11 protein-coding genes are annotated in these 16,561 nt (G+C 62.3%); 7 read left to right on the top strand and 4 right to left on the bottom strand.

Annotated elements, in window-relative coordinates; translation table 11 throughout:
* Positions 1-15: 15 nt before the first annotated feature.
* Together lolD and NPS29_RS08315 are read right to left on the bottom strand one after the other, a co-directional pair.
* Positions 16-699: a lipoprotein-releasing ABC transporter ATP-binding protein LolD gene (gene lolD / locus NPS29_RS08320; protein WP_274131918.1), complete on the bottom strand. Its 684-nt coding sequence runs from the start codon at positions 697-699 to the stop codon at positions 16-18.
* 7 nt (positions 700-706) lie between these two features.
* On the bottom strand, positions 707-1,957 hold the full coding sequence (locus NPS29_RS08315; RefSeq protein ID WP_274131917.1) for a lipoprotein-releasing ABC transporter permease subunit: 1,251 nt from the start codon (positions 1,955-1,957) through the stop codon (positions 707-709).
* A 127-nt stretch (positions 1,958-2,084) separates the two neighbouring features.
* Here NPS29_RS08315 and NPS29_RS08310 point away from each other — a divergent pair, with 127 nt between their 5' ends.
* Both NPS29_RS08310 and NPS29_RS08305 read left to right on the top strand, forming a co-directional pair.
* Positions 2,085-2,672, top strand: a complete 588-nt coding sequence (locus NPS29_RS08310) for a PilZ domain-containing protein (RefSeq protein WP_274131916.1) — start codon at positions 2,085-2,087, stop codon at positions 2,670-2,672.
* Positions 2,673-2,708: 36 nt separating this feature from the next.
* Positions 2,709-3,431 carry a glycerophosphodiester phosphodiesterase gene (locus tag NPS29_RS08305; protein ID WP_274131914.1) on the top strand — a complete coding sequence of 241 codons (723 nt, stop codon included), beginning with the start codon at positions 2,709-2,711 and terminating at the stop codon, positions 3,429-3,431.
* A 42-nt stretch (positions 3,432-3,473) separates the two neighbouring features.
* On the opposite strand, the gene sthA is transcribed toward NPS29_RS08305, so the two are convergent.
* Positions 3,474-4,868: a Si-specific NAD(P)(+) transhydrogenase gene (gene sthA / locus NPS29_RS08300; RefSeq protein WP_274131912.1), complete on the bottom strand. Its 1,395-nt coding sequence runs from the start codon at positions 4,866-4,868 to the stop codon at positions 3,474-3,476.
* Between the two features lie 370 nt (positions 4,869-5,238).
* Here sthA and NPS29_RS08295 point away from each other — a divergent pair, with 370 nt between their 5' ends.
* Both NPS29_RS08295 and NPS29_RS08290 read left to right on the top strand, forming a co-directional pair.
* On the top strand, positions 5,239-5,793 hold the full coding sequence (locus NPS29_RS08295; RefSeq protein WP_425312468.1) for a chalcone isomerase family protein: 555 nt from the start codon (positions 5,239-5,241) through the stop codon (positions 5,791-5,793).
* A gap of 175 nt (positions 5,794-5,968) precedes the next feature.
* Positions 5,969-7,258, top strand: a complete 1,290-nt coding sequence (locus NPS29_RS08290) for an MFS transporter (RefSeq protein ID WP_274131908.1) — start codon at positions 5,969-5,971, stop codon at positions 7,256-7,258.
* A 620-nt stretch (positions 7,259-7,878) separates the two neighbouring features.
* Here the strand turns inward: NPS29_RS08290 and NPS29_RS08285 are convergent.
* Entirely contained in the window at positions 7,879-9,342 is a 1,464-nt protein-coding gene (locus tag NPS29_RS08285) for a glyceraldehyde-3-phosphate dehydrogenase (protein ID WP_274131907.1), read from the bottom strand.
* 181 nt (positions 9,343-9,523) lie between these two features.
* Here NPS29_RS08285 and mfd point away from each other — a divergent pair, with 181 nt between their 5' ends.
* The 3 genes from mfd to NPS29_RS08270 are packed head-to-tail and all read left to right on the top strand — an operon-like array spanning position 9,524 to position 16,253.
* Positions 9,524-12,988, top strand: coding sequence for a transcription-repair coupling factor (gene mfd, locus NPS29_RS08280; RefSeq protein ID WP_274131906.1), 3,465 nt, complete (start codon positions 9,524-9,526; stop codon positions 12,986-12,988).
* A 9-nt stretch (positions 12,989-12,997) separates the two neighbouring features.
* On the top strand, positions 12,998-13,534 hold the full coding sequence (locus NPS29_RS08275) for a CsiV family protein (protein WP_274131904.1): 537 nt from the start codon (positions 12,998-13,000) through the stop codon (positions 13,532-13,534).
* A gap of 13 nt (positions 13,535-13,547) precedes the next feature.
* Entirely contained in the window at positions 13,548-16,253 is a 2,706-nt protein-coding gene (locus NPS29_RS08270) for a DEAD/DEAH box helicase (protein WP_274131902.1), read from the top strand.
* The last annotated feature ends 308 nt before the right edge of the window (positions 16,254-16,561 follow it).

Below are 16,561 nucleotides of genomic sequence, written 5' to 3'. Positions count from 1 at the left end.
AAAGGGCTGAAAACATCACGCCTCGACCAGACGGCCTTCTTCCAGACGCCACACGCGGTCCATCTGGCGCGCCAGAGTCATGTCGTGGGTCACCACCAGGAACGCGGTGCGCGACGAGGTGCTGAGTTCCAGCATCAGGTCCTGGATGCCTTGGGCGGTGTGGGAGTCGAGGTTGCCGGTCGGCTCGTCGAGCATCACCAGGCCCGGCTGGTTGACCAGCGCGCGGGCAATCGCCACACGCTGGCGTTCGCCGCCGGACAGCTCCGAAGGCTTGTGCGCCAGACGGTGCGCAAGCCCTACACGCTCCAGGAGCGCCGTGGCGCGCTGGCGGGCTTCGGGGATCGAGGTCTTGCCGATCAGCAGCGGCATGCAGACGTTTTCCAGCGCCGTGAACTCGGGCAGCAGGTGGTGGAACTGGTAGACGAAACCCAGCGCCCGGTTACGCAGCAGGCCCCGGGCCTTTTCGTTCAGCGCCGACAACTCCTCACCGGCCAGCCAGACGCTGCCCTCGGTGGGTGTGTCCAGGCCGCCGAGCAGGTTCAGCAAGGTACTCTTGCCCGAACCCGAACTGCCGACGATCGCCACGCGCTCGCCCGGATGCAGTTCCAGTTGCAGACCGGACAGCACCACTACCGATTCAGGGCCTTCCTCGTAGGACTTGCCCAGGTTGCGGCAACTCAGAACAGCTTTATCACTCATGCCCGACTCACTCATAACGTAACGCCTCTGCCGGCTGGGTGCGCGCCGCACGCCAGGCTGGATACAGGGTGGCGAGGAAACTCAGGACCAGCGCCGCGCCGCACACCAGCAGCACGTCTTCGGTCATCAATTGCGAGGGCAGATAGTCGATGAAATAGACATCCGCGTTGAGAAACTTGTGGCCGATCAGGCCTTCGAGCGCCGAAATCGCGGAACTGACGTTCAGCGCCGCAAGAATGCCGACACCGGCGCCGACCAACGTGCCGACCACGCCGATCACCGTACCCTGAACCATGAAAATGCGCATGATCTGGCCCGGCGTCGCACCCAGGGTGCGCAGGATCGCGATGTCACCGCGCTTGTCGTTGACCACCATCACCAGGGTCGAAATGATGTTGAACGCCGCCACCGCCACGATCAGCAACAGCAGCAGGCCGATGATGGATTTCTCCATGCCGATGGCCTGGTACAGGTTGCCGTGGGTGCGGGTCCAGTCACGGGAGTAGTACTGGTGGTCGCCCAGGTTCTGGGCAATTTCGTAGGCGGTGCGCGGCGCCTTGAACAGGTCGGTGAACTTCAGGCGCAGGCCCTGCACCTGATCGGGCTTCCAGCGATGCAGGCGCGCCAGGTCCTGAAGGTTGGTCACCCCCAGATAGCCGTCCAGCTCGCCGGCGCCGACGTGGAAGATGCCGACCACGGTGAAGCGCTTCATGCGCGGGAACATCCCGGCAGGCGTGACCGTGACTTCGGGCGACACGAACGTCACCTTGTCGCCGATGCCCACGCCGAGCTTGGCCGCAGCCTTGTCGCCGATGACCACACCGAAGCCGCCTGACACCAGATCGTCAAGATGACCCTGTTTCATGAAGCCGTCGATAATCGAAACTTTGCGTTCCTGAACCGGGTCGATGGCATTGAGCAGGATTTTCTGCACGTTGCCATTGTTGGTCAGCAGGCCCTGCATCTGGGTGAACGGCGCGACGGCCTCGACCTGCGGGTTCTGTTTGACCCGCGCAGCGAGGTTCTGCCAGTCGTTTATCGGCTCGCCGGATTCGATGGTCGCGTGTGGAACCATGCCGAGAACCCGGGTACGCATCTCGTGATCGAAGCCGTTCATGACCGATAACACGACTATCATCACCACGACGCCCAGGGCGAGCCCGATCATCGACGTCAGGGAAATGAAGGAGACAAAATGGTTACGGCGTTTTGCACGGGTGTAACGCGTGCCGATGAAAACAAAAAGAGGTCTGAACATGTAAGGGCTTGTTCAAAGGAATGGGAACGTCCTTGTGGCGGGCCTGGGCCTGCGGCTTTACACTCGAATCAATGAGCCGCGATTCAAGCGCAATCACTCTGACAACCGCCGCTACCATGGGTTCGCCATGCCGACACTAGATGAAGAAGAACGCCGCGAATACTACCGTATCGAGGACAGCGTCGCACTGGAAATTCAACGCATTCCAGCCTCCGGTACCCTGGACGAACACGCGCACAACGACAGCTCCACGCTGTTCGATCTGCTGAGCGAACTGCACGTGGCCGAGTTCGAATCCCAGCATCTGCTGCGCCAGCTCGATGACCGTGACCGCACCACCAACAGCTTCCTGCGGGCCATGAGCAAGCGCATCGACCTGCTCGGCCAGGTGGTCGCGCAGACCGTGCTGGGCAAGCTGGGCGCGCCGCAAAAGGTCATCATGTCCGAGGGCGGGCTGCAGTTCGAATCCCACCGCCCCTTCCCGGTCGACACCCTGCTGTCGGTCAAGATGGTGCTGATGCCACAGGCCTCCGGCATGATGCTGCGCGCCCGGGTGACCCAGTGCCATTCGCTGAAGATCGGCGACTTCGAGGTGGGCACCGAATGGGTCGACCTCTCCGACGCCCAGCGCCAGTTGCTGGCCAGACACATCCTGCAACGACAAGCCGCCCAGCGCAGGCTTGCCCGAGAGCAGAGCAATCCCGATCCCACCTGATTTTCAGCCTCAAGGCGCGTTATCGAAGGAGCATTTGTGACCCTAATCTACGGCCACCGCGGCGCCAAGGGCGAAGCACCGGAAAACACCCTGACCAGCTTCAAGGAATGCCTCAAGCATGGGGTCAAGCGTTGCGAACTGGACCTGCACCTGTCCCGCGACGGCGAACTGATGGTCATCCACGACCCGACCCTCAAACGCACCACCGACCGGCGCGGCAAGGTGGTCGAGCATGACGCCGCCGACCTTGTGACCTACGACGCCCGCAAGGGTGGCCCTGGCTGGGTGCAGCCATGCCCGATTCCGCGCCTGGAAGAACTGTTCGAGCAGTGCGATTTCGATCATTGGCAACTGGAGGTCAAAAGCGCGTCACGCACCCGCTCGGCGACCACGGTGCTGGCGATTCGCGAGATGGCCCAGCGTCATGGCTTGCTGGACAAGATCACCATCACCTCGAGTTCGAGGGAAGTGTTGGGGGCTGCACTGGAATTGACACCGGATGTGTCGCGAGGACTGGTGGCGGAGTATGCCTGGCTGGATCCGCTTAAGGTCGCGCAGAGCTACGGCTGTGAGATTCTTGCGCTGAACTGGACGCTGTGCACGCCCGAGCGCCTGAAGCGAGCCCAGAATCAGGGCCTGCATGTGTCGGTGTGGACAGTCAACGAGCCTGCGCTGATGCGCAGACTCGCCGACTTCGGCGTTGACAGCCTGATTACAGACTTTCCCGGTTTGGCCAGCGCCACCCTCGGGAATTACTGAAATCGGTCTCCCCGGCCGGCTCAGGCCACCGGCCGGAGCCGCTCAAAAAAGCCGGTTGAGGCCGTCGTACGCCGCTACCCGATAGGCTTCGGCCATGGTCGGGTAGTTGAAGGTGGTGTTGACGAAGTACTTGATCGAGTTCGCCTCACCCGGCTGGTTCATGATCGCCTGGCCGATGTGTACGATCTCCGACGCCTGGTCGCCGAAGCAATGCACGCCGAGGATTTCCAGGGTTTCGCGGTGGAACAGGATCTTCAACATGCCCACCGGCTCGTTGGAGATCTGCGCGCGAGCCATGCTCTTGAAGAACGCCTTGCCCACTTCGTACGGGATTTTTGCCTGGGTCAGGTCGTGTTCGTTCTGGCCGATCGAGCTGATTTCCGGAATCGTGTAGATGCCGGTCGGCACGTCGTTGACGAACCGCCAGGTGCCGTTGTCCACCGCCTTGCCCGAGGCCGAACGGCCCTGGTCGTAGGCCGCACTGGCCAGGCTTGGCCAGCCGATCACGTCACCGGCGCCATAGATGTTCGGCTTGCTGGTGCGGTATTCCTCGTCGACCTCGATCTGACCACGACCGTTGGCCTTGATGCCGACGTTTTCCAGACCCAGCTTGTCGGTGTTGCCGGTCCGACCGTTACACCACAGCAAGGCGTCGGCCTTGACCTTCTTGCCAGATTTGAGGTGCAGGATCACGCCGTTTTCCAGGCCTTCGACCCGCTCGTACTCTTCGTTGTGGCGAACCATCACGTTGTTGTTGCTGAAGTGGTAGCTCAGGCCCTGGGAAATTTCCGCGTCGAGGAAGCTCAGCAACTGGTCGCGGTTGTCGATCAATTCGACGTCCACCCCCAGACCGCTGAAGATCGACGCATATTCACAGCCGATCACGCCTGCGCCGTAGATAATCAGCTTACGCGGGGTGTGGTTCAGGCTGAGGATGGTGTCGCTGTCGTAGATACGCTTGTGGGAAAAATCGATATCGGCCGGGCGATAAGGGCGCGAACCGGTGGCGATGATGATCTGGTTGGCGACCAGCTTTTCTACCACGCCGGTGTTGCAGACCACATCGACGCTGCGTTCGTCAGCAAAGCTGCCGGTGCCGAAGAACACGTCGACACGGTTGCGTGCGTAATAACCGGTGCGCGAGGCCACCTGCTTGTTGATGACCTTTTCGGCGCTTTTCAGCACGTCCGGGAAGGAGAACCAGCGCGGTTCGCCAATGGCCCGGAACATCGGGTTGGTGTTGAACTGGATGATCTGCTTGACCGAGTGACGCAGTGCCTTGGACGGGATCGTGCCCAGGTGGGTGCAGTTGCCGCCGACCTGGCGACGGCTGTCGACCATCGCCACCTTGCGCCCAGCCTTGGCGGCGTTCATTGCCGCGCCTTCCCCAGCCGGGCCGGAACCCAGCACCACTACGTCGTAGTTGTAGACAGCCATGCGTACTCCTCAGAACAGGCCGAGACGCCACTCTGGCGTCTCCGGCTGGATCATGCCGCGGCTGGCGGCATGAAGAATCGAAACTCGCGGCGCAGTCTAAACGTCTCGCGTCGCGGGGAACATTAACCCTTGGTCGTGTCACATGCCAATTCTGGCTGCGTGACGTGGCATTTGATCGGCCTCAACAGCCGTTCAGACGCCAAAGTGTGCGGATGATAAATCCCTACGCGGTGGGAATCCCAATAAAAGCTGAGATTTTGTGGGTTTGCGTACGCTTTGTGGGGATTTTTGCGCTGACGCCCGGCGGCGGCCAATCTGACATACCCTTACACACTCGACCGCACACAAGGCCCTACCCATGCGCCACCGCCTGACTCACTGGATACTCGTCCTGGGCCTCATTGCCAGCCCTCTCGCCTTGGCCTCTCACGCGGACCTGCTGAAAAAGGCCGACTTTCCAGCCCGGCTCGAGGGCCAGTCTCCGGTGCTCGAGCGCAAGAATCAGGCAATCCTCACTTACTTGTGGACGGACGTGTACGCCGCGGCTTTCTATGCCGAACCCTCGGTTTCTGCCCGGCAGGCCGCCTTTTCGCAGACGCCGCAAAAGCTTGAGCTGTATTACTTTCGCGACATCGACCGCGAGGACGTCATCAAGGCCGCCAACGTTGCGCTTGAAAAACAGCAGCCTGCGCAAGCCCTGAAACGCCTCAAGCCCGAACTCGATCGCCTGCACAACAGCTTTCGGGACATCAAGGACGGCGATCGCTACGACCTGAGCTGGAACCGCAGCGACGGTTTGAACCTCACCCGCAACGGCAAAGTGATCTTCGCCAGCGCCGATGCGGAGCTTGCCAAGGTGTATTTCGCGATCTGGCTGGCTCCGGACGGCCTGTCCGCCGACCTGCGTGAAGCGCTGCTCAAATAAGCCCATGCCACCCCGGAACGGCGCAGCATGATAAGTGTCTTCTGATTGCTATCCGCCACTTTTACACATATCGTTACAAATATGCGGCGTGGGAGGCCAAGCTCCGACTCCGCATGAGAGGACGCATAAATACAACGGATCCCCCTAGCTAGACGCATTGAGTGAGTATTTCCAAATGGCCTCGAACACAGGCAAAGGCAAGGCGATATTTCGCGTTGTCAGCGGCAACTTCCTTGAAATGTTTGACTTTATGGTGTACGGCTTCTACGCCACTGCCATTGCCAAGGCTTTCTTCCCTGCCGACAGCGAATTCGCCTCGCTGATGCTCTCGCTGGCCACCTTCGGTGCCGGCTTCCTGATGCGTCCGCTGGGCGCGATTTTCCTCGGCGCCTACATCGACCACCACGGCCGCAAGAAAGGCCTGATCATCACCCTGGCCCTGATGGCCATGGGCACCCTGCTGATCGCCTTCGTACCGGGTTACGCGACCCTGGGCGTCGCGGCGCCGTTGCTGGTGCTGATCGGCCGCTTGCTGCAAGGCTTCTCTGCCGGTGTGGAACTGGGCGGTGTGTCGGTGTACCTGGCCGAGATCTCGACGCCGGGCCGCAAAGGCTTCTTCGTGAGCTGGCAGTCTGCTAGCCAGCAAGCAGCCGTGGTGTTCGCAGGCCTCCTGGGTGTTGGCCTGAACCATTGGCTGACGCCTGAAGACATGGGCCAGTGGGGCTGGCGCGTGCCGTTCCTGGTGGGTTGCATGATCGTTCCGGCGATCTTCATCATCCGTCGCTCGCTGGAAGAAACCCCTGAGTTCGAAGCCCGTGCGCGCAAACACCGTCCGACCATGGGCGAGGTGATGAAGTCCATCGGGTCCAACTTCGGTGTGGTCATCGCCGGCATGGCGCTGGTGGTCATGACCACCGTGTCGTTCTACCTGATCACCGCCTACACCCCGACCTTCGGCAAGAACGAACTGCACCTGTCTGACCTGGACAGCCTGCTGGTGACCGTGTGCGTGGGTATCTCGAACTTCATCTGGCTGCCGGTGATGGGCGCGGTGTCGGACAAGATCGGTCGTAAACCGCTGCTGCTGGCCGCGACCATCCTGGCCATCGTCACGGCCTACCCTGCCCTGTCCTGGCTGACCGCCAACCCGAGCTTCGCCAACCTGCTGATGGTCGAGCTGTGGCTGTCGTTCCTGTACGGTTCGTACAACGGTGCGATGGTGGTTTCGCTGACCGAGATCATGCCGGTCGAAGTACGCACCACTGGCTTCTCCCTGGCCTACAGCCTGGCCACCGCCACCTTCGGCGGCTTCACCCCGGCGGCCTGTACCTACCTGATCCACGTGCTGGACAACAAGGCAGCCCCCGGCATCTGGCTGAGCGGCGCCGCCGTCCTGGGACTGATCGCCACCTTGGTGCTGTTCCGCAAGGGCGGCCAGGCGCGCATGGAAGCCGTCGCGGGGTAACTGCAGCGGCAAGTTGCAAGCCACAAGCTGCAAGTTAGAAGCAGAAACGCAAACGCCCCGACAAGTTCGGGGCGTTTGTATTTATGCCTGCTTCACACCGTCCCGTAGCAGCACGGCTTGCTGGCGGGGGCGCCCTTGAAATTGCCCCGCCGGCAAGCCGTGCTGCTACGGGGTTGGGGATGTACCCACCACCACCTCACACCACAGATCCGTAGGAGCGCGCTTGCCCGCGATAGCGGTGGGTCAGTTGCAGATGGAGGTGCAGACAGATCGCAGTCGCGGGCAAGCGCGCTCCTACAGGCCCGAGGGCAACCCAGGAGGCGGGGGCGATTTCGAGGACGCCCCCGCCGGCAAGCCGTGCTGCTACGGGGTTGGGGTTGCACCCACCACCACCTCACAACACACATCCGTAGGAGCGCGCTTGCCCGCGATGGCGGTGGGTCAGTTGCAGATGGAGGTGCAGACAGATCGCAGTCGCGGGCAAGCGCGCTCCTACGGGACTGGTGCGCGCTGGCGCTCCCTTGAAAATCAGACACGAACAAAAACGCCCCGAACATGTCGGGGCGTTTTTTTGCTTCAGCTTGCAGTTTAAAACTTGCCGCTTGCAGCTGCTTTTCGCGTTACTTCGGGAATGCAGGCGGGTTTACACCGGCCATGTCTTCCATCACGCGCACTACCTGGCAGCTGTAACCGAATTCGTTGTCGTACCAGACGTACAGTACAACACGGTTATCCATGCAGATGGTCGCTTCGGCGTCGACCACACCGGCGTGGCGCGAGCCTACGAAGTCGGTGGAGACCACTTCCTGGGAGTTCACGAAGTCGATCTGCTTGTGCAGGTCCGAGTACAGCGCGGTTTCGCGCAGGTATTCGTTGATTTCTTCGCGAGAGGTAGCAGTACCCAGGTTCAGGTTCAGGATCGCCATCGACACGTTCGGCGTCGGTACACGGATCGCGTTGCCGGTCAGCTTGCCGGCCAGCTCAGGCAGTGCCTTGGCAGCGGCAGTGGCGGCGCCGGTTTCGGTGATGACCATGTTCAGCGCGGCACTACGGCCACGGCGGTCGCCCTTGTGGAAGTTGTCGATCAGGTTCTGGTCGTTGGTGTACGAGTGAACCGTTTCAACGTGACCGTTGACGATGCCGAACTTGTCGTTGACCGCCTTGAGCACCGGCACGATGGCGTTGGTGGTGCAGGAGGCCGCGGAAACGATCTTGTCGTCAGCGGTGATCTGCTGGTGGTTGATGCCGTGAACGATGTTCTTCAGCTTGCCCTTGCCAGGCGCGGTCAGCACGACGCGGTCGATGCCCGGGCACTGCAGGTGCTGGCCCAGGCCATCGGCATCACGCCATACGCCGGTGTTGTCGACCAGCAGCGCGTCCTTGATACCGTACTGGGTGTAGTCCACCTCGGTAGGGTTCTTGGCGTAGATCACCTGGATCAGGTTGCCGTTGGCGGTGATGGTGCTGTTGGCTTCGTCGATGGTGATGGTGCCGTCGAACGGACCGTGCACCGAGTCACGACGCAGCAGGCTGGCGCGCTTGAGCAGGTCGTTCTCGGCGCCCTTGCGCACGACGATGGCGCGCAGGCGCAGGCCGTCGCCACCACCGGTTTTTTCGATCAGGATGCGTGCCAGCAGACGACCGATACGGCCGAAACCGTACAGCACGACGTCAGTGCCCTTGCGCGCGCCGGAATTCTGCTGGCCCACGATCTCGGCCATTTCTTCACGTACAAACTGCTCGGCGGTGCGGCCGTTGGCCTCGGCCTTGTATTTGACGGCCAGCTTGCCCAGGTCCACCGAAGCGGCACCCAGTTTGAGCTCGCTCATCGCTTTGATGAGCGGGAAAGTCTCGTGCACGGACAATTCGGTCGCGTCGGCCTGACGATGACGCGCAAAGCGGTGTGCCTTGAGAATTGCGATGACTGAACGGTTGATCAGAGTGCGGCCATAGATCGAACTCACCACATTGTTGTTGCGGTAGAGCTGACCGATAAGAGGGATCATCGCTTCGGCGAGCGCTTCACGATCGATCCATTCACCAAGACACTGGTCGGGCTTCTGAGTCACGGGAACCTTCCACATGTAGGGGCTGAAAAAAGGGACTACATTATGCCCAAGCCTTTGTTTATGAGCAATCCGGAGTTTTCATGTTGCCGGGCACTACATAATTTGGCACCTATAAAGGCGAGCACAAAACTGACAGCGGATTCCCGATTTAGTTACAATCACAGGCTTTGCCGCAACGCCTGGAGCTCTATCTAACGTGCCCGTCCTGCGCCTGCCGAATCTTCCTGCCGCCACTGGCAAACAACATTGGGGCAACCTGCCCGGTGCCGCTCAAAGCCTTGCCATTGCCGAGGCGGCCAGCGCCGCGAAACGCTTCACCCTGCTTTTGACCGCCGACAGCCAGAGCGCCGAGCGGCTGGAGCAGGAACTGAAGTTCTTCGCCCCCGAACTGCCGGTGCTGCATTTCCCTGACTGGGAAACCCTGCCGTACGATCTGTTCTCGCCCCACCAGGACATCATCTCCCAGCGCATCGCCAGCCTTTACCGGCTGCCGGAGCTGGATCACGGCGTGCTGGTGGTGCCGATCACCACCGCCCTGCACCGCCTGGCGCCGACCAAGTTCCTGCTCGGCAGCAGCCTGGTGCTGGACGTCGGCCAGAAGCTGGACGTGGAGCTGATGCGCACGCGGCTCGAAGCCAGCGGCTATCGCTACGTCGATACGGTGTACGAGCACGGCGAATTCACCGTGCGCGGCGCGCTGATCGACCTCTTTCCGATGGGCAGCAAACTGCCCTACCGGATCGACCTGTTCGATGACGAAATCGAAACCCTGCGCACCTTTGAGCCGGAAACCCAGCGTTCCATCGACAAGGTCGATTCGGTACGCCTGCTGCCGGCCAAGGAGTTCCCGCTGCAGAAAGAAGCGGTCACCCGTTTCAAGGCGCGCTTTCGCGAACGCTTCGATGTCGATTTCCGCCGCAGCCCGATCTTCCAGGACTTGAACAGCGGCATCACCCCGGCGGGGATCGAGTACTACATTCCGCTGTTCTTCGAAGAAACCTCGACCCTCTTCGACTACCTGCCCCAGGACACCCAGGTGTTCTCGCTGCCGGGCATCGAGCAGGCGGCAGAAACCTTCTGGAAGGATGTGCGCAACCGTTACGAAGAACGCCGCGTCGACCCCGACCGGCCGCTGCTGCCCCCCGCCGAGCTGTTCCTGCCGGTCGAGGACTGCTTCGCGCGCCTGAAAAGCTGGCCGCGCATCGTTGCAAGCCAGGACGACGTCGACACCGGCGTGGGCCGCGAGCGCTTTCCGGGCCGTGCGTTGCCGGACCTGGCCATCGAGGCCAAGACCAGCCAGCCGCTGGCGGCGCTTTCGAATTTCCTCGACGAATTCCCCGGCCGCGTGCTGTTCACCGCAGAATCGGCCGGGCGTCGCGAAGTGCTGCTGGAGTTGCTCGAACGCCTGAAGCTGCGCCCGAAAACCCTCGACAGCTGGCAGGAATTCGTCGACAGCAAAGAGCGCCTGGCGATCACCATCGCGCCGCTGGACGAAGGCCTGATGCTGGGTCAGCCGGCGCTCGCCCTGGTCGCCGAAAGCCCGCTGTTCGGGCAGCGCGTCATGCAGCGTCGGCGCCGCGAAAAACGCGCCGACGGCCATTCAAGCGATGCGGTCATCAAGAACCTGGCCGAGCTGCGCGAAGGCGCGCCGGTGGTGCACATCGACCACGGCGTGGGCCGCTACCTGGGCCTGGCGACGCTGGAGGTGGAAAACCAGGTCGCCGAATTCCTCATGCTCGCCTACGCCGAAGAGGCCAAGCTGTACGTGCCGGTGGCCAACCTGCACCTGATCGCGCGTTATACCGGCAGCGATGACGAACTGGCGCCGCTGCATCGCCTGGGCTCCGAGGCCTGGCAGAAAGCCAAGCGCAAGGCCGCCGAGCAGGTGCGCGACGTCGCCGCCGAACTGTTGGACATCTACGCCCGCCGCGCCGCACGCGAAGGCTATGCGTTTGCCGATCCCAAGCTTGACTACGAAACCTTCAGCGCCGGTTTCCCGTTCGAAGAAACCCCGGACCAGCAGACCACCATCGAAGCGGTGCGCGCCGACATGCTCGCGCCCAAGCCGATGGACCGCCTGGTCTGCGGTGACGTCGGCTTCGGCAAGACCGAAGTGGCCATGCGTGCGGCGTTCATCGCCGTGCATGGCGGCAAGCAGGTGGCGATCCTGGTGCCGACCACCCTACTCGCCCAGCAGCACTACAACAGTTTCCGCGACCGCTTCGCCGACTGGCCAGTGCGCGTCGAGGTGATGAGCCGCTTCAAATCGGCCAAGGAAATCAACGCCGCCGTGGCAGACCTGGCCGAGGGCAAGATCGACATCGTCATCGGCACCCACAAGCTGTTGCAGGACGACGTCAAGGTCAAGAACCTGGGGCTGGTCATCATCGACGAAGAGCACCGCTTCGGTGTGCGTCAGAAGGAACAGCTCAAGGCCCTGCGCAGCGAGGTCGACATCCTGACCCTGACCGCCACGCCGATTCCGCGCACCCTGAACATGGCCGTGGCCGGCATGCGCGACCTGTCGATCATCGCTACCCCGCCTGCCCGGCGCCTGTCGGTGCGCACCTTTGTCATGGAGCAGAACAAGCCCACGGTGAAAGAGGCGCTGCTGCGCGAGCTGTTGCGCGGCGGTCAGGTGTACTACCTCCACAACGATGTGAAGAGCATCGAGAAATGCGCCGCCGACCTCGCTGAACTGGTGCCCGAGGCGCGGATCGGTATCGGCCACGGGCAGATGCACGAGCGTGACCTGGAACAGGTCATGAGCGACTTCTACCACAAGCGCTTCAACGTGCTGATCGCCTCGACCATCATCGAGACCGGCATCGACGTGCCGAGCGCCAACACCATCATCATCGAGCGTGCCGACAAGTTCGGCCTGGCCCAGCTGCACCAGTTGCGCGGCCGGGTCGGGCGCAGTCACCACCAGGCCTACGCCTACCTGCTGACGCCGCCGCGCAAACAGATCACCCCGGATGCCGAAAAACGCCTGGAGGCGATTGCCAATACCCAGGACCTGGGCGCGGGCTTCGTGCTGGCCACCAACGACCTGGAAATCCGTGGCGCGGGCGAATTGCTGGGCGAAGGCCAGAGCGGGCAGATCCAGGCCGTGGGTTTCACCCTCTACATGGAAATGCTCGAGCGCGCGGTGAAGTCGATCCGCAAGGGCGAGCAGCCGAACCTGGAGCAGCCGCTGGGCGGTGGCCCGGAAATCAACCTGCGGGTGCCGGGGCTGATTCCCGAGGACTATCTGCCGGATGTCCACGCGCGGCTGATTCTCTACAAACGCATCGCCAACGCCGCCGACGAGGAAGGCCTCAAGGACCTGCAAGTGGAAATGATCGACCGCTTTGGCCTGCTGCCGGAGCCGACCAAGAACCTGGTGCGCATGACCGCGCTCAAGCTCAAGGCCGAGCAACTGGGCATCAAGAAGGTCGATGCGGGCCCGCAAGGTGGACGAATCGAATTCGCCGCCGATACTCCAGTAGACCCGTTGACGTTGATCAAGCTGATTCAGGGGCAACCCAAACGCTACAAGTTCGAAGGTGCCACGCTGTTCAAGTTCATGGTGCCGATGGAGCGTCCCGAGGAGCGCTTCAACACGCTCGAAGCGCTGTTCGAGCGGCTGACCCCGCTGCCCCCTAAAAAATCGGCTTAAGGAAAGTACATGCGTCTGCTTCACACGTTCACCCTGCTGCTGGTGCTGATCGCCCCTGCGGCATTCGCCGATGGCGCCTATCAGGTGGAACTGATCCTGTTCCGCCAGAGCGGCGAGCCTGCCGCGACCAATCAGGCGGCCCCCGAAGACTGGGCCGCCGGCGCGCAGAAGCTGGGAGCCGATAACCAGACCACCACCGCACTGGACGCGCTGGTCGACAAATTGAAAGCCAGCGAAGGCTACAAGGTGCTGCTGCACCGCGCCTGGCAACAACAACTGAGCGCCACCCCGAGCAAGGTGGCGATCAGCAGCGGCACCGAGCAGTTCGGCCACTTCCCCATCGAGGGTACGGTGAGCCTGGGCCTGGCGCGCTTTACGGATATCGACGCCAACTTCTGGGTCAATCAGCTGGACGATCATGGCGTGCTGGTGACCAGCGAACGCATGCGCCAGGCGACCCGGGTCAGGAACGGCGAATTGACCTACCTGGACAACGGGAGCCTGGCCATGCTGATCAAGGTTTCTCCTCTTCAAGCACCGCGTTGACGTAGGGCAAGACGTGTCATCCCTATTGGAAAAAGCCCTGGCCCTGCCATGGGAACCGCTATTCAAGGCTCAGAGCGTGGAACGCGGGCATGACTATGCCCGGCAGAAACGCGTGGCGCTGCAGCACCTGAGCGCCGACCTGGTGCGCACCGTGTGCCGCGGCTCGAGCCTTGAGATCTACACCCAGACCCTGCAATTCAAGGACCCCGAGCGCACGCGCAATTTCGTCATCGGCAAGTGCACCTGCCCTGTCAGGAATAACTGCAAGCACTGTGCGGCGGCGCTGTTCTTCCTGCAGGACCCGGAGAACAAATCCGGCATCCTCGCCGCCGTCGAGCGCGACAGCGCATCGCGTGCGCCCAAGGCCGAGGAAAAGCCCGCGCTGCCGGAACGCATCATCGACGACATCCAGCCCGTACCACGGCTGATCCTCGCCAGTTTCGAGTTCAGCGCCTACGAGCCGCGCAACGGCAAGATGCAGCGGCATATCCAGCACCGCGCCGCCCTGGCTTTCCGCTACGAGGAGTTCTACACCTCGGGCGTGCCAGCCCCGGGCCGCTCCAGCGATATCGTGCGCCACCTGCCCGAGGAAACCCTGCGCCTGCGCCGCCATCTGGACCGCGAAAACCAGTACCGCAAGCAGCTGCAGGAGATCGGCTTTCGCATCGCCACACGCCAGAGCAAAGCGTTGCCCGACAGCGCCGGGGAAATGTTCGAGCTGCCTACCGACAAGGCCTGGCTGAGCTTCATGCTCGATGAACTGCCGACCTTGCGTGCCGATGGCTGGCACGTGGAGATGAACGAAGAGTTCGGCTTTGACGTGACGCCGGTCGACGACTGGTACGCGGTGGTCGATGAAGAGCCCGAGCACGATTGGTTCGACCTGGAACTGGGAATCATCGTCAACGGCGAGCGCCTGAGTCTGCTGCCGATCCTGATCAACCTGCTGCGCACGCATCCCGAATTGATGACCGCCAGCGGCATCGCCAAGCGTCGCGACGACGAACAGCTGCTGGTGCAGTTGAATCACTTCACCCAGCGCGGTGGCGGCCCGATCCAGGTCGCCCTGCCCTATGGCCGGCTGAAAAACGTGCTGGCGACCCTTGGCGATTTCTACTGGCGCGAGGAAGGCAACGACGCTATTCGCCTGAACACGGCCGACGCCACGCGCCTCAAGCAACTCGACGACCTGCCGCTGGTGTGGCAAGGCGGCGACCGCCTGCGGCAGTTCTCCGAGCGGCTGGTCAACATCAAGGACGCCAAGGTCCAGATTCCGCAAGGCCTCAACGCCACGCTGCGGCCCTACCAACTCGAAGGCCTGAGCTGGATGCAGGCGTTGCGCGAGCTGGAAGTCGGCGGCGTGCTGGCCGATGACATGGGCCTGGGCAAGACCCTGCAGACCCTCGCGCATCTGTTGGTGGAAAAACAGGCCGGGCGCCTCGACCGACCGGCGCTAGCGGTGATGCCCACCAGCCTGATCCCCAACTGGCTGGACGAGGCCAAACACTTCACGCCGCAGCTCAAGGTGCTGGCGCTGTACGGCGCCAATCGGCATCAGGAATACGAGAGCCTGCAGGACTACGACCTGATTCTCACCACCTATGCCCTGCTGCCGCGTGACGTGGAGCTTCTGAGCAAACAGTTGCTGCATGTGCTGGTGCTCGATGAAGCGCAGTACATCAAGAACCCCAACAGCAAGGCTGCCCAAGCCGCGCGCCAGCTCAATGCCCGGCAACGCCTGTGCCTGTCCGGCACGCCGCTGGAGAATCACCTGGGCGAGCTGTGGTCGCTGTTTCATTTCCTGATGCCGGGTTGGCTGGGCGATGCCAAGCAGTTCAACAGCAACTACCGCACGCCCATCGAGAAGTCCGGCAACGAGGCGCGCCTTGAGCACCTGAACGCGCGAATCAAGCCGTTCCTGCTGCGCCGCACCAAGGAGCAGGTCGCGACCGAACTGCCGCCCAAGACCGAGATCGTGCATTGGGTCGAACTCAACGACGCCCAGCGCGACGTGTACGAAACCATGCGTCTGGCGATGGACAAGAAGGTCCGCGAAGAGATCATCCGCAAGGGCGTGGCGCGCAGCCAGATCATCATCCTGGAGGCGTTGCTCAAATTGCGTCAGGTCTGTTGCGATTTGCGTCTGGTCAACAGCGTGCCGGTGAACAGCCGCCATTCAAGCTCGGCCAAGCTGCAAAGCCTAATGGACATGCTCGAAGAGTTGCTGGCGGAGAATCGCAAGATCCTGCTGTTCTCTCAGTTCACCTCGATGCTGGAGCTGATCGAGGCGGAGCTGCAACAGCGCGGCGTCGAATACGCCCTGCTGACCGGCCGCACCAAGGACCGCCGCACCCCGGTGCAGGATTTCCAGAGCGGCAAGCGCTCGATTTTCCTCATCAGCCTCAAGGCCGGTGGCACCGGGTTGAACCTGACCGCTGCCGACACGGTGATTCACTACGACCCCTGGTGGAACCCGGCGGCGGAGAACCAGGCGACCGACCGGGCGTACCGCATCGGCCAGGAGAAACCGGTGTTCGTCTACAAGCTGATCGCCAAGGGCACGGTGGAAGAAAAGATCCAGCACCTGCAAAAGGAAAAATCGGCACTGGCCGCAGGCGTGCTCGACGGCCGGGTCAGCGGCGACTGGAAACTTCAGGACGAAGACATCGAAGCTTTGTTCGCACCATTGCCCTCGCCGCCGAAGAAGGTCAAACGGTAGGCGGATCCGGCGACACCCCTGAAAACGTCACGCCGGCAAGCCGGACTGCTACGGCCTTCGGCCAGAAGCGGAACCGGGGCGCACCACAAACCCGTAGCAGTCCGGCTTGCCGGCGTCGGCGTCTTCGAAATCGCCCCGCCGGCAAGCCGTGCTGCTACGGACTTCGGCCAGAAGCGCAACCGGGGCACACCACAAACCCGTAGCAGTCCGGCTTGCCGGCGTCGGCGTTTTCGAAATCGCCCCGCCGGCAAGCCGTGCTGCTACGGCCTTCGGCCAGAAGCGGAACCGGGGCAAACCACAAACCCGTA

The organism is Pseudomonas putida (assembly GCF_028682175.1).
Taxonomy (GTDB): domain Bacteria; phylum Pseudomonadota; class Gammaproteobacteria; order Pseudomonadales; family Pseudomonadaceae; genus Aquipseudomonas; species Aquipseudomonas putida_AD.
This window is presented reverse-complemented; position numbering and strand designations above follow the sequence as displayed.

Coding starts and splice junctions, on each gene's coding strand:
- lolD (WP_274131918.1), bottom strand. CDS start 699: ATGAGTGATAAAGCTGTTCTGAGTTGCCGCAACCTGGGCAAGTCCTAC.
- NPS29_RS08315 (WP_274131917.1), bottom strand. CDS start 1,957: ATGTTCAGACCTCTTTTTGTTTTCATCGGCACGCGTTACACCCGTGCA.
- NPS29_RS08310 (WP_274131916.1), top strand. CDS start 2,085: ATGCCGACACTAGATGAAGAAGAACGCCGCGAATACTACCGTATCGAG.
- sthA (WP_274131912.1), bottom strand. CDS start 4,868: ATGGCTGTCTACAACTACGACGTAGTGGTGCTGGGTTCCGGCCCGGCT.
- NPS29_RS08290 (WP_274131908.1), top strand. CDS start 5,969: ATGGCCTCGAACACAGGCAAAGGCAAGGCGATATTTCGCGTTGTCAGC.
- NPS29_RS08285 (WP_274131907.1), bottom strand. CDS start 9,342: ATGTGGAAGGTTCCCGTGACTCAGAAGCCCGACCAGTGTCTTGGTGAA.
- NPS29_RS08275 (WP_274131904.1), top strand. CDS start 12,998: ATGCGTCTGCTTCACACGTTCACCCTGCTGCTGGTGCTGATCGCCCCT.